25 protein-coding genes are annotated in these 25,209 nt (G+C 72.2%); 10 read left to right on the top strand and 15 right to left on the bottom strand.

Annotated features, from left to right (window positions below; translation table 11 throughout):
* Positions 1 to 75 precede the first annotated feature (75 nt).
* The 5 genes from denD to MKK64_RS07795 all read right to left on the bottom strand — a co-directional run bounded on the left by denD (position 76) and on the right by MKK64_RS07795 (position 5,622).
* Positions 76 to 1,056 carry a D-erythronate dehydrogenase gene (gene denD / locus MKK64_RS07775; RefSeq protein WP_243933218.1) on the bottom strand — a complete coding sequence of 327 codons (981 nt, stop codon included), beginning with the start codon at positions 1,054 to 1,056 and terminating at the stop codon, positions 76 to 78.
* Positions 1,057 to 1,268: 212 nt separating this feature from the next.
* Complete coding sequence (gene otnK / locus MKK64_RS07780) at positions 1,269 to 2,537, bottom strand: 3-oxo-tetronate kinase (protein ID WP_243933424.1); 1,269 nt, start codon at positions 2,535 to 2,537, stop codon at positions 1,269 to 1,271.
* 2 nt (positions 2,538 to 2,539) lie between these two features.
* Positions 2,540 to 3,334: a 2-oxo-tetronate isomerase gene (gene otnI / locus MKK64_RS07785; protein ID WP_243933220.1), complete on the bottom strand. Its 795-nt coding sequence runs from the start codon at positions 3,332 to 3,334 to the stop codon at positions 2,540 to 2,542.
* A 12-nt stretch (positions 3,335 to 3,346) separates the two neighbouring features.
* Entirely contained in the window at positions 3,347 to 4,264 is a 918-nt protein-coding gene (ltnD, locus tag MKK64_RS07790; protein ID WP_243933222.1) for an L-threonate dehydrogenase, read from the bottom strand.
* Positions 4,265 to 4,305: 41 nt separating this feature from the next.
* Complete coding sequence (locus MKK64_RS07795; protein ID WP_243933229.1) at positions 4,306 to 5,622, bottom strand: MFS transporter; 1,317 nt, start codon at positions 5,620 to 5,622, stop codon at positions 4,306 to 4,308.
* A gap of 168 nt (positions 5,623 to 5,790) precedes the next feature.
* Here MKK64_RS07795 and MKK64_RS07800 point away from each other — a divergent pair, with 168 nt between their 5' ends.
* Positions 5,791 to 6,798, top strand: coding sequence for a LacI family DNA-binding transcriptional regulator (locus tag MKK64_RS07800; protein ID WP_243933231.1), 1,008 nt, complete (start codon positions 5,791 to 5,793; stop codon positions 6,796 to 6,798).
* A gap of 24 nt (positions 6,799 to 6,822) precedes the next feature.
* Positions 6,823 to 7,503 carry an aldolase gene (locus MKK64_RS07805; RefSeq protein ID WP_243933239.1) on the top strand — a complete coding sequence of 227 codons (681 nt, stop codon included), beginning with the start codon at positions 6,823 to 6,825 and terminating at the stop codon, positions 7,501 to 7,503.
* A 131-nt stretch (positions 7,504 to 7,634) separates the two neighbouring features.
* On the opposite strand, the gene MKK64_RS07810 is transcribed toward MKK64_RS07805, so the two are convergent.
* The 4 genes from MKK64_RS07810 to MKK64_RS07825 are packed head-to-tail and all read right to left on the bottom strand — an operon-like array spanning position 7,635 to position 12,327.
* Positions 7,635 to 7,934: a GIY-YIG nuclease family protein gene (locus tag MKK64_RS07810; RefSeq protein ID WP_243933241.1), complete on the bottom strand. Its 300-nt coding sequence runs from the start codon at positions 7,932 to 7,934 to the stop codon at positions 7,635 to 7,637.
* A 42-nt stretch (positions 7,935 to 7,976) separates the two neighbouring features.
* Positions 7,977 to 8,690, bottom strand: coding sequence for a ligase-associated DNA damage response endonuclease PdeM (gene pdeM / locus MKK64_RS07815; protein ID WP_147859558.1), 714 nt, complete (start codon positions 8,688 to 8,690; stop codon positions 7,977 to 7,979).
* Between the two features lie 32 nt (positions 8,691 to 8,722).
* Complete coding sequence (locus tag MKK64_RS07820) at positions 8,723 to 11,374, bottom strand: ligase-associated DNA damage response DEXH box helicase (RefSeq protein ID WP_243933426.1); 2,652 nt, start codon at positions 11,372 to 11,374, stop codon at positions 8,723 to 8,725.
* A complete protein-coding gene (locus tag MKK64_RS07825) occupies positions 11,371 to 12,327 on the bottom strand; it encodes an alpha/beta hydrolase (RefSeq protein WP_243933243.1) in 957 nt (318 codons plus the stop codon). Before MKK64_RS07825 ends, MKK64_RS07820 begins: the two co-directional genes overlap by 4 nt.
* Positions 12,328 to 12,553: 226 nt before the next feature.
* On the opposite strand from MKK64_RS07825, the gene MKK64_RS07830 reads away from it, so the two are divergent.
* Complete coding sequence (locus MKK64_RS07830; protein ID WP_243933245.1) at positions 12,554 to 12,898, top strand: DUF6460 domain-containing protein; 345 nt, start codon at positions 12,554 to 12,556, stop codon at positions 12,896 to 12,898.
* 83 nt (positions 12,899 to 12,981) lie between these two features.
* Complete coding sequence (locus tag MKK64_RS07835) at positions 12,982 to 14,259, top strand: MATE family efflux transporter (protein WP_243933428.1); 1,278 nt, start codon at positions 12,982 to 12,984, stop codon at positions 14,257 to 14,259.
* Positions 14,260 to 14,269: 10 nt separating this feature from the next.
* On the opposite strand, the gene MKK64_RS07840 is transcribed toward MKK64_RS07835, so the two are convergent.
* Positions 14,270 to 14,599 (bottom strand): hypothetical protein, encoded by a 330-nt coding sequence (locus MKK64_RS07840; RefSeq protein ID WP_243933247.1) that lies wholly within the window; start codon positions 14,597 to 14,599, stop codon positions 14,270 to 14,272.
* Between the two features lie 198 nt (positions 14,600 to 14,797).
* Between MKK64_RS07840 and MKK64_RS07845 the strand changes: the two genes are divergently transcribed.
* Both MKK64_RS07845 and MKK64_RS07850 read left to right on the top strand, forming a co-directional pair.
* Positions 14,798 to 15,682, top strand: a complete 885-nt coding sequence (locus tag MKK64_RS07845; protein WP_147729473.1) for an HpcH/HpaI aldolase/citrate lyase family protein — start codon at positions 14,798 to 14,800, stop codon at positions 15,680 to 15,682.
* A gap of 118 nt (positions 15,683 to 15,800) precedes the next feature.
* On the top strand, positions 15,801 to 16,196 hold the full coding sequence (locus tag MKK64_RS07850) for a hypothetical protein (protein ID WP_243933249.1): 396 nt from the start codon (positions 15,801 to 15,803) through the stop codon (positions 16,194 to 16,196).
* A gap of 232 nt (positions 16,197 to 16,428) precedes the next feature.
* On the opposite strand, the gene MKK64_RS07855 is transcribed toward MKK64_RS07850, so the two are convergent.
* From MKK64_RS07855 to MKK64_RS07865, 3 genes are read right to left on the bottom strand one after another with little or no spacing between them, the layout of a single operon-like run.
* Positions 16,429 to 17,199, bottom strand: coding sequence for a class I SAM-dependent methyltransferase (locus tag MKK64_RS07855; RefSeq protein ID WP_243933250.1), 771 nt, complete (start codon positions 17,197 to 17,199; stop codon positions 16,429 to 16,431).
* A 59-nt stretch (positions 17,200 to 17,258) separates the two neighbouring features.
* A complete protein-coding gene (locus MKK64_RS07860) occupies positions 17,259 to 17,564 on the bottom strand; it encodes a hypothetical protein (protein WP_243933251.1) in 306 nt (101 codons plus the stop codon).
* The gene (locus MKK64_RS07865) at positions 17,561 to 19,870 is read right to left on the bottom strand and encodes an FdhF/YdeP family oxidoreductase (protein WP_243933259.1); all 2,310 of its coding nucleotides are present in this window, start codon (positions 19,868 to 19,870) and stop codon (positions 17,561 to 17,563) included. The genes MKK64_RS07860 and MKK64_RS07865 overlap by 4 nt, the downstream gene beginning before the upstream one ends.
* Before the next feature lie 161 nt (positions 19,871 to 20,031).
* Here MKK64_RS07865 and MKK64_RS07870 point away from each other — a divergent pair, with 161 nt between their 5' ends.
* The gene (locus MKK64_RS07870) at positions 20,032 to 20,313 is read left to right on the top strand and encodes a hypothetical protein (protein WP_147843450.1); all 282 of its coding nucleotides are present in this window, start codon (positions 20,032 to 20,034) and stop codon (positions 20,311 to 20,313) included.
* An 80-nt stretch (positions 20,314 to 20,393) separates the two neighbouring features.
* Here the strand turns inward: MKK64_RS07870 and MKK64_RS07875 are convergent, their stop codons facing one another.
* Entirely contained in the window at positions 20,394 to 21,482 is a 1,089-nt protein-coding gene (locus MKK64_RS07875; protein WP_243933261.1) for a quinone-dependent dihydroorotate dehydrogenase, read from the bottom strand.
* Positions 21,479 to 21,826, bottom strand: coding sequence for a DUF952 domain-containing protein (locus tag MKK64_RS07880; protein WP_147843452.1), 348 nt, complete (start codon positions 21,824 to 21,826; stop codon positions 21,479 to 21,481). Before MKK64_RS07880 ends, MKK64_RS07875 begins: the two co-directional genes overlap by 4 nt.
* A 189-nt stretch (positions 21,827 to 22,015) precedes the next feature.
* Between MKK64_RS07880 and MKK64_RS07885 the strand changes: the two genes are divergently transcribed.
* The 3 genes from MKK64_RS07885 to MKK64_RS07895 all read left to right on the top strand — a co-directional run bounded on the left by MKK64_RS07885 (position 22,016) and on the right by MKK64_RS07895 (position 25,186).
* The gene (locus tag MKK64_RS07885; RefSeq protein ID WP_147727904.1) at positions 22,016 to 22,648 is read left to right on the top strand and encodes a helix-turn-helix transcriptional regulator; all 633 of its coding nucleotides are present in this window, start codon (positions 22,016 to 22,018) and stop codon (positions 22,646 to 22,648) included.
* Between the two features lie 335 nt (positions 22,649 to 22,983).
* Positions 22,984 to 24,075, top strand: coding sequence for an ATP-binding protein (locus tag MKK64_RS07890; RefSeq protein WP_147843453.1), 1,092 nt, complete (start codon positions 22,984 to 22,986; stop codon positions 24,073 to 24,075).
* 142 nt (positions 24,076 to 24,217) lie between these two features.
* A complete protein-coding gene (locus MKK64_RS07895; RefSeq protein ID WP_243933270.1) occupies positions 24,218 to 25,186 on the top strand; it encodes a TIM44-like domain-containing protein in 969 nt (322 codons plus the stop codon).
* Positions 25,187 to 25,209 lie beyond the last annotated feature (23 nt).

Genomic DNA, 25,209 nt, shown 5'->3' on the forward strand with positions numbered 1-25,209 from the left:
GTTTCCCGGAGGCTCGACCCGTTCTAACGCGTCGCATCCCCGGTTCGACCGTGCCTGACGAAATGTCACATAGGTTTATGTCCCGGCGTGGAATTCGGCGACGTGCTCGGCGACGATCGCGTCGAACGAGGCGTCGGCGGTGAAGCCGAGGTCGAGCGCGCGTTCGGTGGCGAAGGCCTCGGGCCAGGTCTCGATGATGCGGGCGACGGCCGGATCGGGCTCGCGGCGGATCAGGGCGACCGCCTTGTCGCCGCCGACCTTGCGCAGGGCCTCGATCTCCTCGGCCACGGTGGCCGACACCCCCGGCAGCGTCAGCGCGCGCCGCAGCCCGAGGCGGGCGAGGTCGAGCCCGGCCGCGTGCAGCAGGAAGCCGATCGCGGCCGAGGGGCTCGCGAACCAGTGGCGCACGGTCTCGGGCACCGGCAGGATCGCCGGCTGGCCGGCCAGCGGCTCGCGGATGATGCCGGAGAAGAACCCCGACGCCGCCTTGTTCGGCTTGCCCGGGCGCACGCAGATCGTCGGCAGGCGCAAGGCGATGCCGTCGAGGAAGCCGCGGCGGGAATAGTCGGCGAGCAGCAACTCGCCCATCGCCTTCTGGGTGCCGTAGGAGGAGGCCGGCGTGACGATCCAGTCGTCGCCGATCACCGGCGGCAGCGGCGGCCCGAACACCGCGAGCGAGGAGGTGAACACCACCTTCGGCCGGTAGCCGTCGGCCAGGTGCGCGCGGCGGATCGCGTCGAGCAGCAGGCGGGTGCCGTCGAGGTTGACCCGGTAGCCGAGCTCGAGGTTCGCCTCCGCCTCGCCCGAGACGACGGCTGCGAGGTGGAAGATGAGGCCGGGCCGCCCGGCGATGGCGGCGTCGGCCGCGCCCGGCGCGGTGAGGTCGGCGGCCTCGGTGCGGACATTGCCGGCGAAGCCCGCGGGCGCGTCGGGCTGGACCACGTCGATCAGGGTCAGCGCGTCGAGCGGCGCGCCGCCGACTGTGCCGGACGCGACCAGGGCCTTGGTGAGCTGGCGGCCGATCATGCCGGCGGCGCCGAGGATCAGGGCGTGCATGGGAAGCTCCTTGGTCGGCATGTTCGGCCGCGATCGATCTGCGTTGTCCTACCGGCTCCCTCCCCCGCACCCGAGTCGGGCCTGCCCGACTTGGGCACACGACTTGGGCACACAAGGTGCGGATCTCGGGCAAGCCCGAGATCCGTCGGGGGGAGGGAAGGCGCGACGAGACTTTCGAAGGCGGTCAGGGAAGCGAGAAGCACCCGTATCGCTCACCGCATCAGGGCGAGCGCGCGCAGGAAGAAGTCGCGGCCGCCGAAGTTGCCGGATTTCAGCGCGAGCAGCATCGGATCGCCGCCGGCCGTGCGCAGGACGGGGACGCCGGCGGCGATCTCGGGGCCGAGCTGGAAGGCTTTCAGCCCGAGATGGTCGACCACCGCGCCGGAGGTCTCGCCGCCGGCGACCACGAGCCGGCGGACGCCACGGGCGACGAGGTCCGCGGCGAGCCGCGCCAGCGCCGCCTCGATCGCCTGGCCGACCGCGGCGCCGCCGTGCCTGGCCTGGAGCGCGCGCACCGCATCGGGCGCGGCGCTGCTGGCGACGAGGACCGGGCCGGCGGCAAGGCGCTCGGCGGTCCAGGCGATGGCCGCCTCGACCTCGCCGGGGCCGGACAGCAGCCGCTCGGTGTCGAGGCGCAGCACCGGCATGTGATCGGCCGCGGCCTCGATCTGCGCCAGCGTCGCCTGCGAGCAGCTGCCCGCGAGGCACGCGGCGTGGCCGCCGACCGCTTCGCCCGCCACCGCACCGGCGCCGGATGCGCCGCGCCCGTCCGCGACCAGCGCGCGGGCGAGCCCGAGGCCGAGGCCCGAGGCGCCGCAGGAGACGCGGTGCCGCAAGGCGGCGCGGCCGAGGATCTCGAGGTCGGCATCGAAGATCGCGTCGGCGATGGCCGCGCCGTGGCCCTCCTTCGCCAGGGCGTCGAGGCGCGCGGCGACCGCGTCCGGACCGCGCGTCACGGTGGCGATGTCGATCAGCCCGACCGGGCCGGCGCTCTGGCGGGCGAGCACCCGCACGAGGCTCGAATCGCGCATCGGGTTGAGGGGGTGGTCCTTCAGCGGGCTCTCGGCGAGCAGCGTCGCGCCGACGAAGAGGTGACCCTGGTAGACGCTGCGCCCGGTCTCGGGAAAGGCGGGGGTGACGAGCGCGATCGGCTCGGCCGCATCCGCCCGCAGCGCGTCGAGCACCGGGCCGATGTTGCCGGCCTCGGTCGAATCGAAGGTCGAGCAGACCTTGAACAGCACGTGGCCGGCACCGCGCCGGCGCAGCCAGGCGTCGGCCTCGCGGGAGCGCACCACCGCCTCGCGCGGGTCGATCGACCGGCTCTTCAGCGCCACCACCACCGCATCGACTTCCGGCAAGGCGAGGTCGTGGGCCGGCACGCCGATGGTCTGCACCGTGCGCAGGCCGGCCCTGGTCAGGGTGTTGGCAAGGTCCGAGGCGCCGGTATAGTCGTCGGCGACGCAGCCGAGCGCGAGCGGCAGGCTCATCGCGCATCCCCCCGCCGGCCTTCGCGATAGGGCGCGAACCAGCCGAGGCCCGCGACGGTGCCGGCGGCCGGGTTGTACTCGCAGCCGACGAACCCGTCGTAGCCGAGCCGGTCGAGCTCCGCGAAGAGGAAGGCGTCGTCGATCTCGCCGGTGCCGGGCTCGTGTCGCCCCGGCACCGAGGCGGTCTGCACGTGGCCGACGATCGGCATCAGCGCGCGCAGCCGCATCGTCACGTCGCCGTGCAGGATCTGGCAGTGGTAGAGGTCGAACTGCAGCTTCAGGTTCGGCCGCGCGAGGTCGCGGATCAGCGCCGCGGCCGCCCCGAAATCGTTCAGGAAGTAGCCCGGCATGTTGCGGCCGTTGATCGGCTCCAGCACGAGGTCGAGCCCCGCCGCGCCGAGAGCGTCGGCGGTCCAGGCGACGGCGCGGCGGTAGGCGTCGCGCGCGGCCGGATCGTTCGGGTCGGCCAGCCCCGCCATCAGGTGGAGGCGCCCGACGCCGGTGGCCTCGGCGTAGCGCAGAGCGGTCGCGACGCCCTGCTTCAGCTCGTCGAAGCGCTCGGGCAGGGCCGCGAGCCCGCGCTCGCCCGCCTCGAAGTCGCCCGGCGGCAGGTTGAACAGCGCCTGGGTCAGGCCGTGGCGCGCCAGGCGGTCGGCGATGGCGTCGGCCGGATGCGCGTAGGGGAACAGGAACTCGACGGCGCCGAAGCCCTGGTCCGCGGCCGCGGCGAAGCGGTCGAGGAAGGGGAGCTCGGTGAACATCAGGGTGAGGTTGGCGGCAAAGCGCGGCATGGATGGACCTCCTCAGCGCTTCGCGGCCGGCAGGGTCGCGCCCGAGACCTGGGCGTAGAACCGCGCGACGGAGGCATCGTCGTCGCGGCCCATCCCCGAGCCCGACGCCATCAGGAACATCTGCAGGGCGGCGGCCGCCACCGGCACCGGGTACTTCTCGGCGCGCGCCATGTCCTGCACGATGCCGAGGTCCTTGACGAAGATGTCGACCGCGCTTCTGGGGCTGTAATCGCCGTCGAGGACGTGCGGCATCCGGTTCTCGAACATCCAGGAATTGCCGGCCGACTTCGTGATCACCTCGTAGACGCGGGCGAGGTCGAGGCCCTGCTTGGCGGCGAAGCTCATGGCTTCCGACGCGGCGGCGATGTGCACGCCCGCGAGCAGCTGGTTGATCATCTTGAAGGCCGCGCCCTGGCCGGCTTCGTCGCCGAGCTCGTAGAGCGTGCCGGCCATCGCATCGAGCGCCGGGCGCGCCGCATCGAAGGCGGCGGCCGAGCCGGAGGCGAGGAAGGTCAGAGCCCCGTCGGCGGCGCGCGCCGCGCCCCCGCTCATCGGCGCGTCGAGGTAGTGCCGGCCGGTGGCCTCGAGCCGCGCCGCCAGCCGCCGGGCGACGGCCGGGTCCATGGTCGCCGAGGAGACGAACACCGCGCCCTCCGGCATCGCCGCCGCGGCGCCGGCCTCGCCGAACAGCACGGCCTCGGTCTGGGCGGCGTTGACGACGACGCAGATCACGACGCTCGCGCCCTCCGCCGCTTCGGCCGGGCTCGCCGTGCCGCGCCCGCCGGCCGCCGAGAAGCGGGCGACCGCCTCGGGGTTCACGTCGCAGGCCGCGACCGTGCAGCCGGCCCGCAGCAGCGAGGCCGCCATGCCGAAGCCCATCGAGCCGAGGCCGATCACCGCGGCGTGCCGGGCGGAGGAGGGTGCTGTCATCGGGGATGTCCGGTCGGGGGTCTGCGGAAGGTGCGCCGGTTTCAGCGGTTCACGAGGCGCTTGGGCGTCACGAAGGTCGCGACCGAGCCGAGCAGCAGCATGGCGGCGAGCGCGTACATGCCGGTGGCAGTGTTGCCGCTGTAGTCCTTCAGGGCGCCGATCACGTAGGGGCTGGCGAAGCCCGCGAGGTTGCCCACCGAGTTGATCAGCGCGATGCCGGCGGCGGCGCCCGCCCCCGACAGGAATGCGGTCGGCATCGACCAGAACAGCGGCGCGCAGGTGAGCACCCCGCCCGCGGCGATCGAGAGCGCCATGATCGCGATCACCGTGCTGCCGGCGGTGGCGGCGACGACGAAGCCGACCGCGCCGCAGAGCGCGGGCACGATCAGGTGCCAGCGGCGCTCGCGCATCCGGTCGGCGCTGCGCCCGAGCAGGATCATCACGAACACCGCGAACAGGAACGGGATCGCGCTGATCAGGCCGATGTTGAGGTTGCCCTGCACGCCGGTGGCTTTCACCAGCGTCGGCATCCAGAAGGTCAGGCCGTACTGGCCCGTGACGAAGCAGAAGTAGATGAAGCTCATGAACCAGACGCGGCCGTTGCGGAACACGGTCGCGATCGAGTGCGGGCTCGTCTCCTTGCCGACGTTGTCGGCCGCGATGTCGCGCTCGATCACCGCCTTCTCGGGGTCGGTCAGCCACTTGGCCTCGGAGGCCCGGTTGTCGAGGTAGAAGAACACCGCGATGCCGACCAGCACCGCCGGCACCGCCTCGATCACGAACATCCACTGCCAGCCGGCGAGCCCGTGGGCGCCGTTGAAGGCATCCATGATCCAGCCCGAGAGCGGGTTGCCGAAGATGCCCGAGACGGGGATCGCGGCCATGAACACGGCGATGACCTTGGCCCGGCGATGCGCCGGGAACCAGGCCGTCGTGTAGAGGATCACGCCCGGGTAGAAGCCCGCCTCGGCCAGCCCGAGCAGGAAGCGCATGACATAGAAGGTCGTGGCGGAGTTCACGAACAGGAACGCACCCGAGATGATCCCCCAGGTGACCATGATCCGGGCGATCCAGATCCGCGCGCCGACCCGGTGGAGGATCACGTTCGAGGGCACCTCGAACAGGAAGTAGCCGACGAAGAACACGCCCGCGCCGAAGCCGTAGACCGTCTCGCTGAAGCCGAGGTCCTGGGACATCTGCAGCTTGGCGAAGCCGACGTTGACCCGGTCGAGGTAGGCGACGACGTAGCAGAGCATCAGGAACGGCACGAGGCGCCAGAACACCTTGGTATAGGTCTGCTCGACGAAGTCCTTCGACGGCACGGCGCTGCCCGGCAGCACGGCGGCTGGTGAACTCATGGCGTCCTCCGTCGCCGACGTCTTGGCGTGCCGGCGTTCTGCTTGGTTCCGCACCGTTTTCCGGCGCTTGAAACCTGCCTATCTCAGTTTGGCAGCGCTGCCAATCAGCTTGCGGGTGACAGCGATGCTCGATATGTCGCTGAGCGCATCGCCACGCGAAGGGCCTCCATGAACCTGCATCGGCGCCTCGTGACGCTGGCGGACGTCGCCCGGGAATCGGGTTTCGGCGAGAGCACGGTCTCGCGGGTGCTGCGCAACCAGGGCTCGTTCTCGAAGCGCACCGCAGACCGGGTGGCCGCGGCCGTGGCCGAGCTCGGCTACGTGCCGAACCGGCTGGCCGGGTCGCTCGCGGGCAACGCGACGTCGGCCGGCTCGCAGCTCGTCGGCATCGTGATCCCGTCGCTCGCCAACATCGTCTTCCCCGACCTGCTGCGCGGGCTGACGGGGGCGCTCGACCGCACCGGCTTCCAGAGCGTGATCGGCGTCTCCGACTACGATCCCGACCGCGAGGAGGCGCTGGTCGGCGCGCTGCTGTCGTGGCGCCCGGCCGGCCTCGTCGTCACCGGGGTGGAGCACAATCCCGGCACCGTGGCGCTCCTGCGCGCCGCCGGGATCCGCGTGGTCGAGATGATCGACACCGACGGGCCGGGCCTCGACCTCGTCGTCGGCTTCTCCAACCGGGCGGTGGGCGAGGCGAGCGCCGTGCACCTGCTCGGGCGCGGCTACCGCCGCATCGGCTATGTCGGCCACGACATTCTTCGCGACCTCCGGGCGGGGAAGCGGCTCGCGGGATTCGAGGCGGCCCTGCAAGGCGCGGGGCACGGGCTGATCGACCGTGAGGTGGTCGCAGAACCGTCCTCCGCCACGGCGGGGCGCGCGGCGCTCGACCGGCTGCTCGACCGCACGCCGGACCTCGACGCCGTGTACTTCTCCAACGACGACATGGCGCTCGGCGGCTACTTCTGCTGCCTGGCGCGCGGCTGGTCGATCCCGCACCGCCTCGCGCTGTTCGGCTACAATGGCCTCGACATCACCGCGGCGATGCCGCAGCCGCTCTCGACCATCCGCACGCCGCGGCTGCGGATCGGCGCGGTCGCCGCCGAGCGCCTGGCGGCCGGCGGCCCGGCCGAGACGATCGACCTCGGCTTCGAGCTGGTGGCGGGCGCGACCGCATAGGAGATCGGGCTTGAGGAACCGAACATGAGCGAGTCGACGCTGCGCGAAAGCATCTGCCGCTACGGGCGCTCGCTGTTCGAGCGCGGGCTGACGCCGGGCTCCTCGGGCAACATCTCCCTTCGGCTCGATGACGGCGGCTGGCTGGTGACCCCGACCAACGCCTCGCTCGGCTTCCTCGACCCGGCCCGGATCTCGCGTCTCGACGCGACGGGACGGGTGGTCTCCGGCGACACGCCGACGAAGGAGATCCCGCTCCACACCGCGCTCTACGAGAGCCGCGCCGAGGCGCGCGCCATCGTCCACCTGCACTCGACGCACGCGGTCGCGGTGTCGATGCTGCCGGAGATCGACCCGAAGGCGGTGCTGCCGCCGCTGACGCCGTACTACCTGATGCGCACCGGCGGCACGGCGCTGGTCCCGTACTACCGCCCCGGCGACCCAGGCGTCGCCGACGCGATCCGGGGCCTGGCGGGGAAGTACAGTTCGGTGCTGCTCGCCAACCACGGCCCGGTCGTCGCCGGCGCGAGCCTGGAGGCCGCGGTCTTCGCCACCGAGGAGCTCGAGGAGACGGCCAAGCTCTACCTGCTCCTGCGCAACCTCAACCCGCGCCTTCTCAGCCCCGCCCAGGTCGCCGACCTCGTCCAGCATTTCGGGCTGACGTTGCCGGAGGACGAGGGGGAGGGACACGGATGTGCTTCGTCCTGAAACCGCCCCGTCATTCCGGGGCGCCGAAGGCGAGCTCGGAATCCAGAATCACAGGTCGTTCCCCAGATTTCACCGATAGCGGATCTGGATTCCGGGCTCCGCTCCGCGGCCCCGGAATGACGGGGAGATGTTCAGAGGCCTGTCCTCCCCGCGAGCGTTGGGTAGAGATCGGACCATTCGGGATTGAGGTCTTCGATCAGCCGGATCTTCCAATCGCGGCGCCACTTCTTCAGCGCCTTCTCGCGATCGATGGCATCGACGATCCGATCGTAGAACTCGTACCAGACGAGGCGATCCACGGCGTAAGTCGCTGTGAAACCGCGATTGCGTTTCACTTTGTGTTCGTGGACGCGCCGCGCGCGATCGTTCGTGACGCCGAGATAGAGCGTCCCGTGGCGACGGCTGGCGAGCATGTAGACCGCACGCGACATGGCTGACGATCCTCGAATCGCCGATCCAGCATCGCGAAAATCTCAATCCTTCGCCAGCATCGACCGCCCGATCGAGAACACCCGGCCGTCGCCGAGGAGATGCGCCGTGAACCCCGCCGAGAACAGCGGCTCGAACGCCGCGTCGCGGACGTTGAGGCCGCCGGCATAGGCGCCGAAGGCCGGCATCACCAGGCGGGTGCCGTCGGTGACGAAGCAGCGGCGGCGCACCGCACGTCCGCGCATCGCGACCTTGCCGCACGGGTGGAGGTGGCCGGCGATCTCGCCCGGCGCCGCGCCCGGGGTCGGCTCGTGGCGGAGGGTGAGGCCGCCGAGCGTCATCACCTCGGCGTAGCGACCGCCGACGCCCTCGCTCACGGCGGCGTCGTGGTTGCCGGCGATCCAGACCCAGTCGCGGCCCTGCTGCAGGGCGGCGACCATCGCCCGGTCGCCGGGCTCCATCCGCTCGGGGCCGCGGGAATCGTGGAAGCTGTCGCCGAGCGCCACGATACAGGCCGGGTCGAAGCGCGCCACCGCCTCGTGCAGGCAGGCCAGCGTCTCGCGGGTGTCGTAGGGCGGCAGGAACTGGCCGGTGCGGGCGGCGTAGGCCGAGCCCTTCTCGAGGTGGAGGTCGGAGACGATCAGCGTGCGGTGATCGGCCAGCCACAGGCCGCCGCACCGGTCGAGGGTGAGGGTCTCGCCGGACAGCTGCAGGCCGGGGGATTTTTGAGTCTTCTCGAGTCTCAGGCCGAGCGCCAAGATGGTGTCCTCGTCGGTAGGGAAGGGCGGCGTCACCCCAGCGCCTCCTCGAGAAGCTGGGCCTCGGCCTCGGCCAGGATCTCGTCGGCGCCCTCGCCGTAGACCCGTTCGCGCCCGATCTCCAGCATCACGGAGACCGAGAGCGGCGAGACCCGGTCGAGGGCCTTGTGGGTGATTCGCCCCTGGATGCGCTCCAACATCATGCCGAGCCGCCTCACGTCGAGGAGTCCGGTTGCCGCATCCTGGCGCGCGGCGCGCATCAGCAGGTGGTCGGGCTGGTGCTTGCGCAGCACGTCGTAGATCAGGTCGGTGGAGATCGTGACCTGCCGGCCGGTCTTCTTCATGCCGGGATGGCGGCGCTCGATCAGCCCGGCGATGACCGCGCATTGGCGGAAGGTGCGCTTCATCATCGAGGATTCGTCGAGCCAGGCGTCGAGGTCGTCGCCGAGCATGTCCTGGGCGAACAGGTCTTCGAGGAAGGCGGGATCCCGGGCGATCCGCTCGGACAGGTCGCGGGTCATGAAGATCGCGATGCCGTAATCGTTAGCGGCGAAGCCCAGCGGGCGCAGGCCGGCGCGCTCCAGCCGCCGGGTCAGCAGCATGCCGAGCGTCTGGTGCGCGAGCCGGCCCTCGAACGGGAACGCCGTGAGGTAGTGGCGCCCGGCCCGCGGGAAGGTCTCGACCAGGAGGTCGCGCTCGCCCGGCAGCAGCGAGCGGCTGCGCTGGAGGAGCAGGTAGTCGGCGACCTGGCGCGGCAGCCGGTCCCACTCGAACGGGTCGGCGATGATCGCGCGGACGCGGGCGGCGAGGTAGGTCGAGAGCGGGAACTTCGAGCCGGCATAGGACGGGATCGCCGGGTCGGTCCCGGGCCCGGCGCGCGTGGCCATCGCCTCGTCCTCGGCCAGGCCCTCGAAGCGCAGCACCTCGCCGGCGAACAGGAAGGTGTCGCCCGGCGTCAGCGTGTCGGCGAAATCCTCCTCGATCTCGCCGAGCACCCGGCCGGTCTTCGGTAGCACGGTGTTGGGCTTGCCCCGCATCGCGCGCGCGAGCCGGACCTTCACCTTCGCCGCCTCGACGATGGTTCCGATGTTCATCCGGTACTGCTGGGCGACGCGCGCGTCGCGCACCCGCCACAGCCCGTCCGGCCCGCGCAGGATCTTGGCGAAGCGCTCGTAGGCGCGCAGCGCGTAGCCGCCGGTGGCGACGTAGTCGACGACCGCCTCGAAATCCTCCCAGGACAGGGTGGCGTAGGGGGCGGCCGAGATCACCTCGTCGTAGAGCGCCACCGGGTCGAACGCGTCGGCGCAGGCCATGCCGAGCACGTGCTGGGCGAGCACGTCCGGCGCGCCGAGGCGGGCGTCGGGCGTGTCCTGCGCCGCCTCCTCGACCGCGTCGAGCGCCGCTTGGCATTCCAGGATCTCGAAGCGGTTGCCGGGGACGAGGTAGGCCTTCGACGGCTCGTCCATGCGGTGGTTGGCGCGCCCGATCCGCTGCATGATCCGGCTCGCCCCCTTCGGCGCGCCGACGTTGACCACGAGGTCGACGTCGCCCCAGTCGATGCCGAGGTCCAGCGTCGCGGTGCAGACGATCGCCCGGAGCGAGCCCGCCGCCATCGCCGCCTCGACCCGGCGGCGCTGGGTGGCGTCGAGGGAGCCGTGGTGGAGCGCGATCGGGAGCACGTCGTCGTTGAGCCGCCACAGCTCCTGGAAGGTGTACTCCGCCTGGAGCCGGGTGTTGACGAAGACCAGCACCGTGCGGTGCGCCCGGATCAGGTCGTAGATCGCCGGCATGGAATGCCACGCGGTGTGCCCGGCGAGCGGCAAGGTCTTGCCGGTGTCGAGCAGGTGCAGGTCGGGCGCCGCGCCGCCGGCGACGACGACGAGGTCGGCCATGCGTGGACCTTCCCCTCCCCCCCCTGCGGGGGAAGGTGGGCCTCGCGTGAGCGAGGGTCGGGAGAGAGGAGCGACATTTCCGGAAGCGGCGCTCCCCTCTCCCGACCCGCTTCGCGGGCTACCCTCCCCCGCAGGGGGGGGAGGGAAGGCGGCGTTCTGCGGCACGAGGTACTTCCGCAGCTCGTCCGGCTCGCGCACCGTCGCCGACAGCCCGATCGCGGTGAGGCCGGGGCTGAGGCGGTGCAGGCGGGCGAGCGCCAGGGACAGCAGGTCGCCGCGCTTCGAGGTGACGAGGGCGTGGAGCTCGTCGAGGACGACGCAGCGCAGCCCGGAGAAGAACTCGGTCGCCTCGCGGTGGGCGATGAGCAGGGCGAGCTGCTCGGGCGTGGTCAGCAGGATGTCCGGCGGCCGCTCGATCTGGCGGGTGCGCTTGTGCGACGGGGTATCGCCGGTGCGGGTCTCGATCCGCAGCGACAGGCCGATGCCCTCCACCGGCGCGTCGAGGTTGCGGGCGATGTCGACGGCGAGCGCCTTCAGCGGCGAGATGTAGAGCGTGTGGAGCCGGCGCCCGGAGGGCTTCGCCCGGCTCTGCGACAGCGCGACCAGGCTCGGCAGGAAGCCGGCGAGCGTCTTGCCGGCGCCGGTCGGGGCGACGAGCAGCGCCGAGCGGCCGGCGCCCGCGATGCGCAGCAGGTCGAGCTGGTGCGGCCGCGGGGCCCAGCCGCGCGCGGCGAACCAGGCGGCGAAGGCCGGCGGCAGGGCGCTTGGGTCGGCCGCCGCGCGCCGGCTCAGGCGAGCGCCATCAGGAAGCGGTCGATCAGCTCCAGCGCCCGCTCCGTCATCGCGCCGGGATAGCGGATGAAGACGTGGCAGCCGCCGGGATAGACCGCCGTGTGGCCGCCGTTGCCCGCCGCCGCCCAGCGGGCGGACATGTAGAGCGTGTCGTCGAGCAGCGGGTCGCAGGTCCCGACGGTGAACAGGGCCGGCGGCAGGCCCTTGAGGTCGGCGTAGATCGGCGACACGTCCGGCCGGCGCCGGTCGATGCCGTTGCGGACGTAGCCGTCGGCGAAGGCGGTGAGGTCGGTGGTGTTGCACACGAGGCGCTCGTCGCCCCAGTTGCGCACCGACGGGGTCAGCCCGAGGTCGAAGAAGCCGGCGTTGAGGTTCGCGCCGCGGAAGGCGCGCGGAAGCCGGTGCTTGTCGCGCAGGCGCAGAAGCACCATCACCGCGAGGTGCGCCCCGACCGATTCGCCGCCGATGGTCAGCGCCGAGATGCCGAACTCGGCCTTGCCCGGGCCGGCGAGCCAGAGCGCCGCCGCCTCGCAATCGAGGAGCGCCGCCGGGTAGGGGTGCTCGGGGGCGAGGCGGTACTCGACCGAGAGGCAGACGAAGCCGCAGGTGTCGGCGACCCGCTCGAGCCACGGGTCCTGCTCGTCGGCCGAGCCCCAGACCCAGCCGCCGCGGTGGATGTGCAGGTAGGCGCCGCGCAGCTTCACGCCGGCCCGGGGGCGGATCACCCGCAGGTTCAGCGGGCCGCCGGGGCCGTCGATCGTCATGGTCTCGGCGCGGGCGCTGCGCGGCATCGCGGGCGAGGCGGGCGTGCCGGCGCGGCGCCGCGCGCGCACCTCGGCGATGGGCAGCGACCACGGGTCGGCCTGCGCCGCGTGCGCCGCGACGATCTCGGCGTTGAGGCGCTTGGTGTCCGGATCGATCGTCGCCGGGTCGAACAGGGCGTGGTCGATCATGGGGCGTTTCGTCTCGTCTTTTGGGGCTGCGCGGGGCGAGGCGTCACGGCATCCGCGAATTCCGAACCCATCTTGGCGCGCGAGCGCCGCATTGCCATCTCGGTTCGGCCGGCGAAACCGCCTAACGCCCGAACCACGATCCGGTTTCGCGCCCGGTGTGGTGCATCCGTCACGGTTCCGCCGGCTTCGGACGGTTGGAAGACCTTCATCCCGCAAAGGAATGTCGATGATCGTCGAGCACGACCCGCGCCGCCCAGGCCAGAACTATTCGGGAGACCCCTACCAGGGACCGCCGCCGGGCTATCGCGCTTCGGCCCTGCGCCGCTTCCTCGGCGGCTCGCCGGCCGGCGTGTTCCTGCGGCTGCTGTTCCTCTCGGTCCTGGTCGGCGCCTTCATGGCGATGCTCGGGCTGACCCCGGCGCGGCTGTTCTGGCAGATCTACGACGCGGCCTGCGCGCTAATCGATCTCGGCCTCGCCACCTTCCACGATTTCGGCGGCTGGATCCTGGCCGGCGCGGTGGTGGTGGTGCCGCTGTGGCTCATCTCGCGGCTGTTCGCGGTCTCGCGGTAGGCTAGTCTCCACCGCGACCCGGAGGCCGCGTGATCCCAATCGAGCCCATCACCGGCCGGCGCGTGCTCGCGCTCGCCCTGCCGATGACGATCGCCAACGTCACCACGCCGATGCTCGGCTTCGTCGGCGCCACGGTGATCGGGCGGCTCGGCGACGCCGCGCTGCTCGGGGCGATCGCCCTCGGCGCCGTGATCTTCGACGCGCTGTTCTGGTCGTTCGGCGCGCTGCGCATGGCGACCGCCGGCCTCACCGCGCAGGCGGTCGGCGCCCGAGACGGCGCCGAGGTCGACCGGACCTTGGCGCGCGCCCTCGCGGCGGGCCTCGTCGCCGGCCTCGCCCTGGTCGTCCTGCAAGGACCGATCGCGGCCGCCGCCTTCCGGATCACCGGCGCGAGCCCCGCGGTGATCGCGGGGCTCGCGACCTACATCCACATCCGCATCCTCTCGGCGCCGTTCGCGCTGGCGAACTACGCCGTGCTCGGCTCGGTGCTCGGGCGCGGCCGCACCGATCTCGGCCTGCTGCTGCAGGTGGCGATCAACCTGGTGAACATCGGCCTGACGCTCGCGCTGGTCCTCGGCCTCGACCTCGGCCTGTCCGGCGCCGCCCTCGCCACCGTGATCGCGGAGGCGGCCGGCCTCGCCCTCGGCCTCGCGATCCTGGTCCGCCTCGGCTCGAAGCCCTGGCGGGTGCCGTGGTCCGAGGTCCGCGATCCCGTCGCGCTGCGGCGCACGCTCGCGGTCAACGGCGACGTGATCGTGCGGACGCTGGCGCTCGTGTCGGGCATCGTCCTGTTCTCGGCGCTCGGCGCACGCCAGGGCGACGCGGTGCTGGCGGCCAACGCGGTGCTGTGGAATCTGTTTCTGATCGGCGGGTTCTTCCTCGACGGCTTCGCCACCGCCGCCGAGGCCCTGTGCGGGCAGGCGGTCGGCGGGCGCGACGCCGGCGGGTTCCGCAAGGCGTCGGCGCTGTCGCTCGGCTGGTGCCTCGGCTTCGGCCTCGGCGTCAGCCTGCTGGCGCTCGTCGGCGGCCACGCCTTCATCGACTTCGTCACCACGAGCGAGCCGGTGCGCGCGGTCGCGCGGCGCTACCTGCCGCTGGCCGCCGCCGCCCCCTTCGTCGCGGCGCTGCCCTTCGCCTACGACGGCATCTACATCGGCGCGACCTGGACGCGGGCGATGCGCAACCTGATGCTGGCCGCGCTCGCCGCCTATTGCGCCGCCCTCGTGCTCGTGCAGGGCCTGAATCTCGGCAATGCCGGCCTGTGGCTGGCCTTCCTCGCCTTCCTCGGGGCGCGCGGCATCGGGCAGGCGCTGGCCTATCCGGGGCTCGCCCGGCGGACGTTCCTCCCGGGCCGCGCCTGAGCGGCCCGCCTCAGCGCGGGTCCTTCCAGGTGGTCGGCGCGGACCCGGCCGGCGGCACCGCCTCGACCCGGCGCTGCACGCTGCGCCGGGCCGGCGCCTCCGCGCGCCGCTGCCGGACGAGGCGGGCGCGCCGCATCCGCGGGCGCCGCGCCCGCTCGCTCGAGGAGCCGACGACGCCCCCGATCACCGCCCCCGCCACCGCCCCGATCGGGCCGGCGACGAGCGCGCCGGCGACCGCGCCGGAACCGACGCCGACCACTGTGTTGCTGGCGGCCGAGGCCGGCCCCGGCAGGGCGAGGCCCGCCGTCAGCATCAGCCCGAAAAGTGCGTGTCGCAGCATGGTCTTGCCCTTCGATCGGTGGCGTTTCCCCAGCCCTTGGCCGCGGAACGTGACCAAAGCGGGGCCCGGCCGTTGCACGAACGACACGGCGTCGGCGGTTTCGATTGCGCCGGAATCTCCGGGTTTCGGCGCCGCGGCCCCTGGTCAGGCGAGTGCGTTGCGGTAGGGTCGCGCGATTTTATCCGGGGTCCCAGCCGAATGTCCGATCTCCGCCTCCGCCGCAGCGTCCTCTACATGCCGGGCTCGAACCAGCGTGCGCTCGACAAGGCGAAGACCCTGCCGGCCGACTGCCTGATCCTCGACCTCGAGGACGCGGTCTCGATGGAGGAGAAGGATCTCGCCCGCGATCAGGTCTGCGCCGCGGTCAAGAGCCGTGCGTACGGCGACCGCGAGCTGATCATCCGCGTCAACGCCCCCCAGACGCCGTGGGGCGAGAAGGACCTGCGCGCGGCGATCGAGGCGCGGCCGGACGCGATCCTGATGCCGAAGGTGTCCTCGCCGGCCGTGCTCGAGAGCATCGCCGACCACCTCGAGGCCCTCGACGCGCCGGACGACATCGCGGTCTGGGCGATGATCGAGACGCCGGCCGCGATCCTGAACATCCAGGACATCGCCCGCGCCAGCCGCGACCGGCGCACCCGGCTCACCTGCTTCGTGCTCGGCACCAACGACCTGGCCAAGGACACCTGGGCCCAGCTCGTGCCCGGCCGCGTGCCGATGCTGCCGTGGATGATGTTCACCCTCGCCGCGGCCCGCGCGTCCGGGCTGACGATCCTCGACGGCGTGTGGAACGACATCGGCGACGTTGAGGGCTGCCGCGCCGAGTGCCGTCAGGCGCGCGACCTCGGCTTCGACGGCAAGACGCTGATCCACCCCAACCAGCTGGAGCCGGCCAACACCTCCTTCGCCCCGACCGAGGAGGAGGTCCGCCGCGCCCGCCTCGTGCTCGAGGCCTTCGACCGGCCCGAGAACGCCAAGCGCGCGGCGATCAAGGTCGAGAACCGCATGTACGAGCGCCAGCACGTCGGCATGGCCAAGCGCGCGGTGACGTGGTCGGAGGCGATCAAGGCCAAGGGGCAGTGAGGGGACGGGCGGACGACGAATGGCCGCTTTCGGGAAGCGCCGATCCGCGTGAAACGCGCAACGCGCACCACACGCCGTAGCCATCTCCGACGCTGCGGCAACGCGAAGGGTCAAGCTCATGCTGAGCGCGATCTCTCGACCACTGGCGGCCGCTCTCGCTGGAAGCGCCTTGCATGGAACCGTAGCGCTCGCGCAGCCAGCCGAGTGCGGCAAACTTCAAGAGATGATCGAGGAACGCAGGGCGTTCGTGGCGGCGGTGAATGCCGGTCCGAAGTCGGCGATCACGAAGACGCCTGAGGCGACCTGCGCACTGTTCGGTGATCTGCAGCGGAATGGCGCCATTGCGATCGCCTGGATCGAAACGCATCGGGCGTGGTGCGCGATTCCCGACGCGTTCGCCGAACGCTTCAAGGCCGATCAGATGAAGACCCTCGCGATCGGCGATCGGGCGTGCGGCCTCGTTCGCCCCGCGCCTCTGCAGATCGATCCGCTGCCGGCTCATCCGAGAGGATGACGGCGTCGATCGTGGCAATCGTCGTGTTCGCTTCGGGGAAAGAGCTGGAGCATTCCTGGGCGAGGTTGCTTCCGGTTCGCGTGCAGAAAACGCGACCTCCCAAATGGAGCTATTCCCGTGATCCAGGGATCACGGACATCGCTCGCGAGTTCGATATTCCTCCCGCGATGAGGTCTCCCCTTCCTGGCTCGTGACAACGTCCTGGGCTGTTCCGGCATCAAATCGCGACCGGTCAGCCCGATGCCGTGCAGTGGAACGCCACCGTCTCGTAGGGGTAGGCCACGCTGTCATGCCCGGCGAGGTCCGGCGTGGCGGCGATCAGCCCCCGTATCTCGGCGGCGACGGCCGCCTGCTCGCCCGGGGGCAGGGCGGCGATGAAGCTGACCGAGAGCGCACGGCCGACGATCACGTCCTCCGGTGGTCCGACGTGCCGGTGCGGCAGGCGCCGCTCGTGCAGGGGGCCGAAGCCCGGGCCGGGGAACACCGCGCGCCAGTTTTGCGTGCGGTAGCGCGGGGTGTCGTCCTCGTAGGCGTCGACGATCCGCGTCAGCGCCGCGACCCAGGGCACGGATTCGTCGCGCACGTTCCAGACCAGCCCGAGCGTGCCGCCGGGGCGGAGCACGCGGCGGATCTCGGCGAGCGCCGCCGGGGTGGAAAACCAGTGGAAGGACTGCGCGCAGACGACCGCGTCGACCGAACCGTCCGCGAGGGGGATGGCCTCCGCATGCCCCGGATGCGCCGCGACATCGGGATTTCGCGCGACGAGCCGTGCCAGCATCGCCGGCACCGGCTCGACGGCAACGACGCGCGCCCCGGTGGCGGAGAGGCGCGGGGTGAACTTTCCGGTGCCCGCGCCGAGGTCGAGCACGGTGCGGCCGGGGCCGAGCCGCAGGTCGTCGCGCAGCCAGCCGTCGAGGGCGGGCGGATAGTCCGGGCGGCCGCTGACGTAGGTGTCGGCCTGGGCGGCATAGCCGGCCGCGGCCGACCGGTGGATCGTGTCCATCCCGAGCCCTCGCTTCCCTCGAACGCTGCCCCACGGGTTCGCCGCCCCGCAGGCAGGCGTCATGCCGGGTCGGCCGCCGCGGCGGCGACCAGGGCCGTGCCGTCCCCGGTCAACGCGTAGTGCGCCCGGCCCGACCGGGCGTCGCGCCGGCCCACTGCGAGGAGCCCGGCTTCCTCCAGGGCGGTGACGGCGCGCAGCGCGTGGGCGTGGGCGACGTCGAGGGCCTTGGCGAGGCTGCGGCTGTCGGCGGCCAGGCCGCCCTTCGCCGCCGCCAGCAGCACGGCCTCGATCGATCCGAGATCCGGCCGCCGGCGGGCGATCGCGTCGACCAGCGCCAGGAACGCGGCGTCGTCGGCCTCGCTCAAGCCGCCGCGGCCGCTTCCGCGCGACCGCGCACCGTGACCAGCACCGACTTCGAGGTCGGCGTGTCGCTCTCGGCGCCGAAGGTCGAGAGCGGCACCAGCACGTTGAGGTCGGGATAGTAGCCGGCCAGGCTCCCGCGCGGCATGTCGAACGGCACCAGCCGGAAATCCTCGGCGATGCGCGACGTACCGTCCGCATGCAGGCCGACCACGTCGACCCGCTCGCCGAAGCTTTCACGCAGGGTCGCGAGGTCGTCCGGGTGGCAGAAGATCACCCGGCGCTCGCCGTAGACGCCGCGGTAGCGGTCGTCGAGGCCGTAGATCGTGGTGTTGTACTGGTCGTGGCTGCGGAAGGTCTGCAGCACGAAGGTGTTCTCGGCCGCCGAGGCCACCTGATGCTCGGTCGCCTCGGGGAGCGCGTCGGCGGAGAAGTTGGCGTGGCCGGTGGCGGTCTCGAACACCCGCTCGGCGGCGAGATTGCGCAGCATGAAGCCGCGCGGACGCCGCACCCGGACATTGTAGCCGGTAAATCCCGGGATCGTGCGCTCGATCCGGTCGCGGATGCGGTCGTAATCCTCGGCCATTTCCGCCCAGTCGATCCGGCCCGAGCCGACGGTGGCCGCGGCCATGCCGGCGATGATCGCGATCTCCGAGCGCAGCTCCTTCGAGGCCGGCTTGTTGATGCCGCCCGAGCCGTGGACCATGCTCATCGAATCCTCGACCGTCACGATCTGGGTCTTGCCGGCGGCGTTCCGGTCGATCTCGGTGCGCCCGAGGCAGGGCAGCACGTAGGCGACCCGGCCCGGCACCAGGTGCGAGTGGTTCAGCTTCGTCGCGATGTGGACGGTCAGCTCGCACGAGGCCAGCGCCTTGGCCACCAGGGCCGTGTCCGGCGTGGCGCGGGCGAAGTTGCCGCCGAGGCCGATGAAGGCCTTGGCGCTGCCGTCGAGCATCGCGCCGATGGCAGCCAGCACGTTGTGGCCGTGCCGGCGCGGCGCTGCGAAGCCGAACTCGCGCTCGAGCGCGTCGAGCAGGGCGGCCGGGGGCTTCTCGTTGATGCCGACCGTGCGGTCGCCCTGCACGTTCGAGTGGCCGCGCACCGGGCACAGGCCCGCGCCGGGCCGCCCGATGTTGCCGCGCAGGAACATCAGGTTGGCGATCTCGCGCACCGTCGCCACCGAGTGGCGGTGCTGGGTCACGCCCATCGCCCAGGTGGCGATCGACTTCGACGAGGCGACGTAGATCGCCGCCACCTCCTCGAGCACGGCGCGGGCGAGGCCCGACTGGTCCTCGATCGCGTCCCAAGTGGTCGCGTCGACCGCGGCGCGGTAGGCGGCGAGGCCTTCGGTGTGGCTGTTGAGGAAGGCGCGGTCGAGCACCGAGGGGCGGCCGGCGGCGAGCGCCGCGTCGTCGGCGGAAAACACCGCCTTGGCGATGCCGCGGAAGGCGGCCATGTCGCCGCCGAGCCGCGGCTGCAGGTAGTGGCTGGCGATCGGCCGGCTCGCGCCGCGCAGCATCTCGACGGTGTTCTGCGGGTCGGCGAAGCGCTCCAGGCCGCGCTCGCGCACGGGGTTGAACACGACGACCTTGGCGCCGCGCTCGGCGGCCTTGCGCAGGTCGGCCAGCATGCGCGGGTGGTTGGTGCCGGGGTTCTGCCCGACGACGAAGATCGCGTCGGCCTTCTCGAAATCCTCCAGGAGCACCGTGCCCTTGCCGATGCCGATGGCCTGGCCGAGCCCGATGCCGCTGGCCTCGTGGCACATGTTCGAGCAGTCGGGGAAGTTGTTGGTGCCGTAGGCGCGGGCGAACAGCTGGTACAGGTAGGCGGCCTCGTTCGAGGCGCGGCCGGAAGTGTAGAACTCGGCCTGGTCCGGGTGGTCGAGGCCGCGCAGCGTCGCGCCGATCTCGGCGAAGGCCGCATCCCACGTCACCGCGACGTAGCGGTCGCTCGCGGAATCGTAGCGCATCGGATGGGTGAGGCGGCCCTCGCCTTCGAGGGCGTAGTCGCTCCAGCCGCGCAGCTCGGTCACGGTGTGGCGCGCGAAGAACTTCGGCGGCGTGCGCTTGTCGGTGGCCTCCCACGACACCGCCTTCACGCCGTTCTCGCAGAACTCGAACGACGAGCCGTGCTCCGGGTCGCCCCAGGCGCAGCCGGGGCAGTCGAACCCGTCGGGCTGGTTCGCCTTGAGCAGGGCGCGGGCACCCGAGAGCGGGGAGCGGCTGCCGAGGAGATGCTTGCCGCAGCTCTTCAGCGCGCCCCAGCCGCCTGCGGCCGAGGAGCGCTTGGGCGTGGCGACGGGGTCGGTCATGACGGGGCCTGAATCGGGTTTCGCGCGTGGCGATCACGCACTTGCGAGATAAGAGACCGCGTGGGTGCTTCTCAATCGTGCCCCGGCGCACCCCCCTCATGCGTCCGGCACGCGCGCATTTTTAACGGTTCTCGTTTCCGGACACGGCGAAGGGTCGGTCGATGCAGGCACGGGTTCGGATCGTCGCGGCGCTGGCGGCCGGTTGCGCGGTCGCGATCGCGATGATGGCGCACGACCGGGCCCGGGATGCCGCCTGGGCCGTCACGGCGAGCCAGATCGCCGACGCGCGGGCGCACGGCAAGCCGGGGGTGGAGATCGCACCCGGCCGCTTCGTCGCGGAGCCGCTCCCGAGCGAGGGGGCCGCGCTGCTGCCGGTGAAGTGGGGTCTGATCGGCGCCGTCGTCGCCGGCGCGGTGCTGGTCGGGACCCGGCGGCGTGCATGAGCGGGCGGCAAGCGCTCCCGTGACTGCAAACGAAGCCGCGCCTTCCCTCCCCCCTCTGCGGGGGAGGGAAGGGCGCCGGTCTAAGCCGCCTTGGACAACGCCGTCGCGTCGCGCCCGACGATGTCGGCCAGGCTCGCCAGCCCCTCCGCCCGCATCCGCTCAAGCAGGCCGCGCTTGATCGTGGAGACGAGGCCGGGGCCTTCGTAGACCAGCGCCGAGTAGAGCTGCAGCAGGCTCGCGCCGGCGCGGATCTTGGTCCAGGCGGCCTCGGCCGAGTCGATGCCGCCGACGCCGACCAGGGGCAGCCTGTCGCCGACGCGCCGGTAGGTCTCGGCCAGCATCCGCGTCGAGGGCGCGAAGAGCGGGCGGCCGGACAGGCCGCCGGCCTCCCCCGAGAGCTTCGTCTCGGTGAGCGAGGCCGGCCGCGCGATCGTGGTGTTCGAGACCACGAGCGCCTGAACCCCGCGGCGGATCGCGGTCGCGCAGATCGCGTCGAGCGCGTCCAGCGTGATGTCGGGGGCGATCTTCAGGAGGATCGCGGCCTTCGTGCCGTTCCGGGCCGCGGCCGCGTCGCGGGTCGCGACCACGCGGGCGAGCAGGTCGTCGAGGAAGGCCTCGCCCTGGAGGTCGCGCAGGCCCGGGGTGTTGGGCGACGACACGTTGACGGTGACGAAGTCGACCAGCGGCGCCAGCCGCCCGGTGCAGGCGACGTAGTCGGCGAGCCGGTCGGTCGCGTCCTTGTTGGCGCCGATGTTGACGCCGACGATCCCCGGCCGCCCGGCCCGCGCCCGCAGGCGCTCGGCGACGACGTCGAGGCCGGCGCTGTTGAGCCCGAAACGGTTGATCACCGCCCGGTCGCCGGGAAGCCGGAACACCCGCGGGCGCGGGTTGCCGGGCTGGGGCTTCGGCACCACGCCGCCGACCTCGACGAAGCCGAAACCCAGGCCGAGCAGGGCGTCGGCCGCCTGCGCGCCCTTGTCGAAACCCGCCGCGAGCCCGACCGGATTCGGAAACCTTCGGCCGAACACCTCGACCGCGAGCCGAGCATCGTCGGCCGGCGGCGTGCGGGCCGGCAGCAGGGTCAGCGCGCGAACGGTGAGGTTGTGTGCGTGCTCCGCGTCGAGGCCGTGGAGGGCCGGGCGAAGCAGCGGGAACAGGGCGCCGATCATGCCGGAATCTCCGCGGGCAGCGCGGGCACGCCGTCGGGGCCGAGCGGCAGCGCGCTCACGCTGCGTACCGCGTCGAGGGGCAGGTCGCCGTAGAGGTGCGGGAACAGATCGCCGCCGCGGGAGGGCTCGAACCGCAGCGCGGGGCCGAGCGCCTCCGCCTCGACGGCGACGAGCACGAGGTCGTTCTGTCCGGAAAAGTGCCGCCGCGCGGTCTCCGCGAGCTGCGCGGCTGTGGAAAAGTGGATGAAACCGTCGGCCCGGTCGATCCCGGCGCCGGTGAACCGGCCGAGGCCCTCCGCGTCCCGCCAAAGCGTCTCGGGACAGATCTTGTAGATCAGCGTCATCGCGGCACCCGGTCTCCGATGCGCCGTCGATAGGGTGCCGGGCCGCCTCCTGGCAACCGTTTCGGGGTGCGATCGGGCCAGCGGAACGGCATGGATCACCCATTCGGCCGATTGCCTTTTTCAATCCGTAGTTCTACTTTCCTACAACTAGGCCGTGCGTCTCAGCGGTCGTTTTCGCCTTGGTCACGCATGCTGTCCCACGAGCAGATTTGGAATGCCATCGACCGTCTGGCCGAGCGCCACGGCTTTTCGCCATCCGGCCTCGCCCGACGTTCCGGCCTCGATGCCACCAGTTTCAACCGATCCAAGCGCGTCGGCGTCGACGGCCGCAAGCGCTGGCCCTCCACCGAATCGGTGTCGAAGGTGCTGGCCGCGACCGGCGCCAGCCTCGACGACTTCCTGCGGCTGATCGAGGCGCGCGAGGGGCCGCCGCGCGCGACCGTTCCGCTGATCGGCCTGACCCAGGCCGGCGCCGGACGCCAGTTCACCGACGAGGGCATGCCGACCGGCGGCCCCGGCTGGGAGGAGATCGAGTTTCCCGATCTCGGCGAGGAGCGCGCCTTCGCCCTGGAGGTTCAAGGCGATTCGATGCTGCCGCTGTTCCGCGACGGCGACGTGTTGATCGTCTCGCCGTCGGCCGGCGTGCGCAAGGGCGACCGCGTGGTGGTGCGGCTGCATTCCGGCGAGGTGCTGGCCAAGGAACTCCGCCGGCGCACCGCGCGCACGGTCGAGCTCGCCTCGCTCAACCCCGAGCACGAAGACCGCAACCTCAACGTCGGCGAGATCGCCTGGATCGCCCGGGTGATGTGGATCCGGCAGTAGAGGCTGTCGGGGGGCGGTCGGTCCTCCGCTCCGTCGTCCCGGGGCCGCGCAGCGGAGCCGGGGATCCAGACCCGTCGGCGGCGCTTTCCCGAGCACGGCCTGCGGTTCTGGATTCTGCGTGCGCTTTCGGCGCCGCGGAATGACGCGATTGTGTTGAAGGGCCTGAGGCCCGACGCAGCCCCGGATGGGCCTGCGAGAGACGGTGGACCCGCTTCTGCACTTGGGCGCCCGACCGCCGCCGCGTCCCGCGGCCGCGCTTCAGGCTTGGCCGTCCGGCGCGATGCGGCTATCGCTGAGCGCGTCGGGGCCGTCGCTCCGCGAGGCCGGACGAGAGCATGGCAGAGCCCGACGCGGACGCCTTCGACGAACCGGCGCTCGAGGCCGGTTGGACCGCGCTGCTCGATGCCGCGGCGCCCGCCTTCCTGTTCGACCCGCGCCGGCCCGACGCGCCGATCGTCCACGCCAACCCGGCCCTGCTGCACCTCGCCGGGCTGGAGGCCGCGGCCCTGGTCGGGCGGAACGTCCGGCTGCTGGCGGCCGACCGCCGCACCCTCGACGACGGCGCCGAGTTCCTGGCGGCGCGCGGCGACGGCTCCACCTTCTGGGCGCGCCTGACCCTCGGTCCCATCGCCGGGAGCCCGTACCGCCTCGGGCAGGTCTTCGACGTGACGCGCCGGCGCGACGCCGAGAGCGCCCTGGTGCTGTCGCGACAGCGCGAGGCGCTGGGGCTGCTCACCAACAGCGTCGCGCACGAGTTCAACAACTTCCTCCAGATCCTGATCGGCTACATCGACGGGTTGAAGCGCCGGCTCGGCGACAGCCAGGAGCCGTTCATCCAGCGGGCGATGAGCCGCTCGACCGACGCCACCGAGCGTGCCGCGATCCTCACGCGCCAGCTGCTGGCCTACTCGCGCAAGATCGCCCCCGACGTGCGCCCGATCGACCTCGACGCGCTCGTCGCCGCGACGGCGGAGCGCCTGCGCCCCGGCCTGCCCGCCGGCGTGCGCCTGGAGGTCGCCGGCACGCCCGGCCTGCCGCGGGCGATCAGCAACCCGCTCCAGGTCGAGCTGGCGCTCGGCCACGTCGTCACCAACGCCTGCGAGGCGATGCCGGACGGCGGCACGATCCGGATCGAGAGCTTCCGCATCGCACCCGGCGACCGGTCGGTCCAGCGTCCGGAGGACGGCGCGGTCGGCATCCGCATCGCCGACACCGGCGCCGGCATGTCGCCGGAGATGCTGGCCCGGGCGCTCGCGCCCTTCGCCACCAGCCGCGAGGCCGGGCGCGGGGCGGGGCTCGCCATCGTCCACGGGCTGATGAAGCGGCAGAACGGCACCATCGCCCTGGACAGCCGGGCGGGGGAGGGCACGCAGGTGCGGCTGGTGTTTCCGGCCGCGCCCGAGCGGGCCGCATCCGGCCCGCACTGACGATTCGTTCGCGATGCTGCGGAAAACATCGCGGACCGACGGACTAAAACCCCGCGCCCCGCGTCACCATCTTAATCGTCGGCGCTCGCGCCAGGACGTTTGACGACGTCCACGACGTTTCGAGATGATTAGAGGCGTATCGATGCTCACCTCCACCACGCGCCGCAAGCGTGCGGCGACCATCCTGGCGCTGGCGGCCGCGCTGACGGTCGCGGCGCCCGCCGTCGAGGCCCGGCCGGGCGGCGGCGCCAGCATGGGCTCGCGCGGCTCGCGCACGTTCAACGCGCCGTCGGCCACCACGACCGCCCCGAGCGCCGCGCCGATGCAGCGGACCCAGACGCAGCCCTCGCCGGGCATGACCAACCCCGGCATGCAGGCCCCTGCCGCGCGCCCCCGCTTCGGCGGCGGCTTCATGGCCGGCCTGCTCGGCGCCGGCCTCCTCGGCGCGCTGCTCGGCGGCGGCTTCTTCGGCGGGCTCGGCGGCATCGCCTCCATGCTCGGTCTGCTGCTGCAGGTCGGCCTGGTCGTGCTGCTCGTCTCCTTCGCGGTGCGCTGGTTCCGCCGCCGCAACGGAGAGCCGGCCGCCGCGGGCGCGCCCTACGCCCGTTCGGGCATGGATCCGAACGCGGCCGGGGGCGGCAATCCCGGCCTCGGCGGTTCGGCCGGCGCCGGCGGCATGATGGGCGGCCCCCAGCGTCCGCCGCAGCAGCGCCCGGTGCAGATCGGCCCGAACGACTTCCAGTCGTTCGAGCGCCTGCTCAACGAGGTCCAGGACGCCTATTCGCACGAGGACATGGTCGGCCTGCGCAACCTCGCGACGCCGGAGATGGCCGGCTACTTCGAGGAGGAGCTGCGCGGCAATGCCGCCCGCGGCGTCGTCAACCGCATCTCGGACGTGAAGCTGCAGCAGGGCGACCTGTCGGAATCGTGGGGCGAGGGCGCGCAGGACTTCGCCACGGTGGCGATGCGCTACACCCTGAAGGACGTGACGATCGACCGGAACAGCAACCGCGTCGTCTCCACCGAGCCGGGCGAGGCGACCGAGTTCTGGACCTTCGTGCGCACGCCCGGGCGCCCGTGGATCCTCTCGGCGATCCAGCAGACCCGCTAAGACGCCACGCTTCGACGAAACCG

This window comes from Methylobacterium sp. E-025 (assembly GCF_022829705.1).
Lineage (GTDB): Bacteria > Pseudomonadota > Alphaproteobacteria > Rhizobiales > Beijerinckiaceae > Methylobacterium.

What these genes read in the sequence shown, in the direction of transcription:
- denD (WP_243933218.1), bottom strand. Translation starts at nt 1,056, where the DNA reads ATGCACGCCCTGATCCTCGGCGCCGCCGGCATGATCGGCCGCCAGCTC.
- otnI (WP_243933220.1), bottom strand. Translation starts at nt 3,334, where the DNA reads ATGCCGCGCTTTGCCGCCAACCTCACCCTGATGTTCACCGAGCTCCCC.
- ltnD (WP_243933222.1), bottom strand. Translation starts at nt 4,264, where the DNA reads ATGACAGCACCCTCCTCCGCCCGGCACGCCGCGGTGATCGGCCTCGGC.
- MKK64_RS07795 (WP_243933229.1), bottom strand. Translation starts at nt 5,622, where the DNA reads ATGAGTTCACCAGCCGCCGTGCTGCCGGGCAGCGCCGTGCCGTCGAAG.
- MKK64_RS07800 (WP_243933231.1), top strand. Translation starts at nt 5,791, where the DNA reads ATGAACCTGCATCGGCGCCTCGTGACGCTGGCGGACGTCGCCCGGGAA.
- MKK64_RS07805 (WP_243933239.1), top strand. Translation starts at nt 6,823, where the DNA reads ATGAGCGAGTCGACGCTGCGCGAAAGCATCTGCCGCTACGGGCGCTCG.
- MKK64_RS07810 (WP_243933241.1), bottom strand. Translation starts at nt 7,934, where the DNA reads ATGTCGCGTGCGGTCTACATGCTCGCCAGCCGTCGCCACGGGACGCTC.
- MKK64_RS07825 (WP_243933243.1), bottom strand. Translation starts at nt 12,327, where the DNA reads ATGATCGACCACGCCCTGTTCGACCCGGCGACGATCGATCCGGACACC.
- MKK64_RS07830 (WP_243933245.1), top strand. Translation starts at nt 12,554, where the DNA reads ATGATCGTCGAGCACGACCCGCGCCGCCCAGGCCAGAACTATTCGGGA.
- MKK64_RS07835 (WP_243933428.1), top strand. Translation starts at nt 12,982, where the DNA reads ATGACGATCGCCAACGTCACCACGCCGATGCTCGGCTTCGTCGGCGCC.
- MKK64_RS07840 (WP_243933247.1), bottom strand. Translation starts at nt 14,599, where the DNA reads ATGCTGCGACACGCACTTTTCGGGCTGATGCTGACGGCGGGCCTCGCC.
- MKK64_RS07845 (WP_147729473.1), top strand. Translation starts at nt 14,798, where the DNA reads ATGTCCGATCTCCGCCTCCGCCGCAGCGTCCTCTACATGCCGGGCTCG.
- MKK64_RS07850 (WP_243933249.1), top strand. Translation starts at nt 15,801, where the DNA reads ATGCTGAGCGCGATCTCTCGACCACTGGCGGCCGCTCTCGCTGGAAGC.
- MKK64_RS07855 (WP_243933250.1), bottom strand. Translation starts at nt 17,199, where the DNA reads ATGGACACGATCCACCGGTCGGCCGCGGCCGGCTATGCCGCCCAGGCC.
- MKK64_RS07865 (WP_243933259.1), bottom strand. Translation starts at nt 19,870, where the DNA reads ATGACCGACCCCGTCGCCACGCCCAAGCGCTCCTCGGCCGCAGGCGGC.
- MKK64_RS07870 (WP_147843450.1), top strand. Translation starts at nt 20,032, where the DNA reads ATGCAGGCACGGGTTCGGATCGTCGCGGCGCTGGCGGCCGGTTGCGCG.
- MKK64_RS07875 (WP_243933261.1), bottom strand. Translation starts at nt 21,482, where the DNA reads ATGATCGGCGCCCTGTTCCCGCTGCTTCGCCCGGCCCTCCACGGCCTC.
- MKK64_RS07880 (WP_147843452.1), bottom strand. Translation starts at nt 21,826, where the DNA reads ATGACGCTGATCTACAAGATCTGTCCCGAGACGCTTTGGCGGGACGCG.
- MKK64_RS07885 (WP_147727904.1), top strand. Translation starts at nt 22,016, where the DNA reads ATGCTGTCCCACGAGCAGATTTGGAATGCCATCGACCGTCTGGCCGAG.
- MKK64_RS07890 (WP_147843453.1), top strand. Translation starts at nt 22,984, where the DNA reads ATGGCAGAGCCCGACGCGGACGCCTTCGACGAACCGGCGCTCGAGGCC.
- MKK64_RS07895 (WP_243933270.1), top strand. Translation starts at nt 24,218, where the DNA reads ATGCTCACCTCCACCACGCGCCGCAAGCGTGCGGCGACCATCCTGGCG.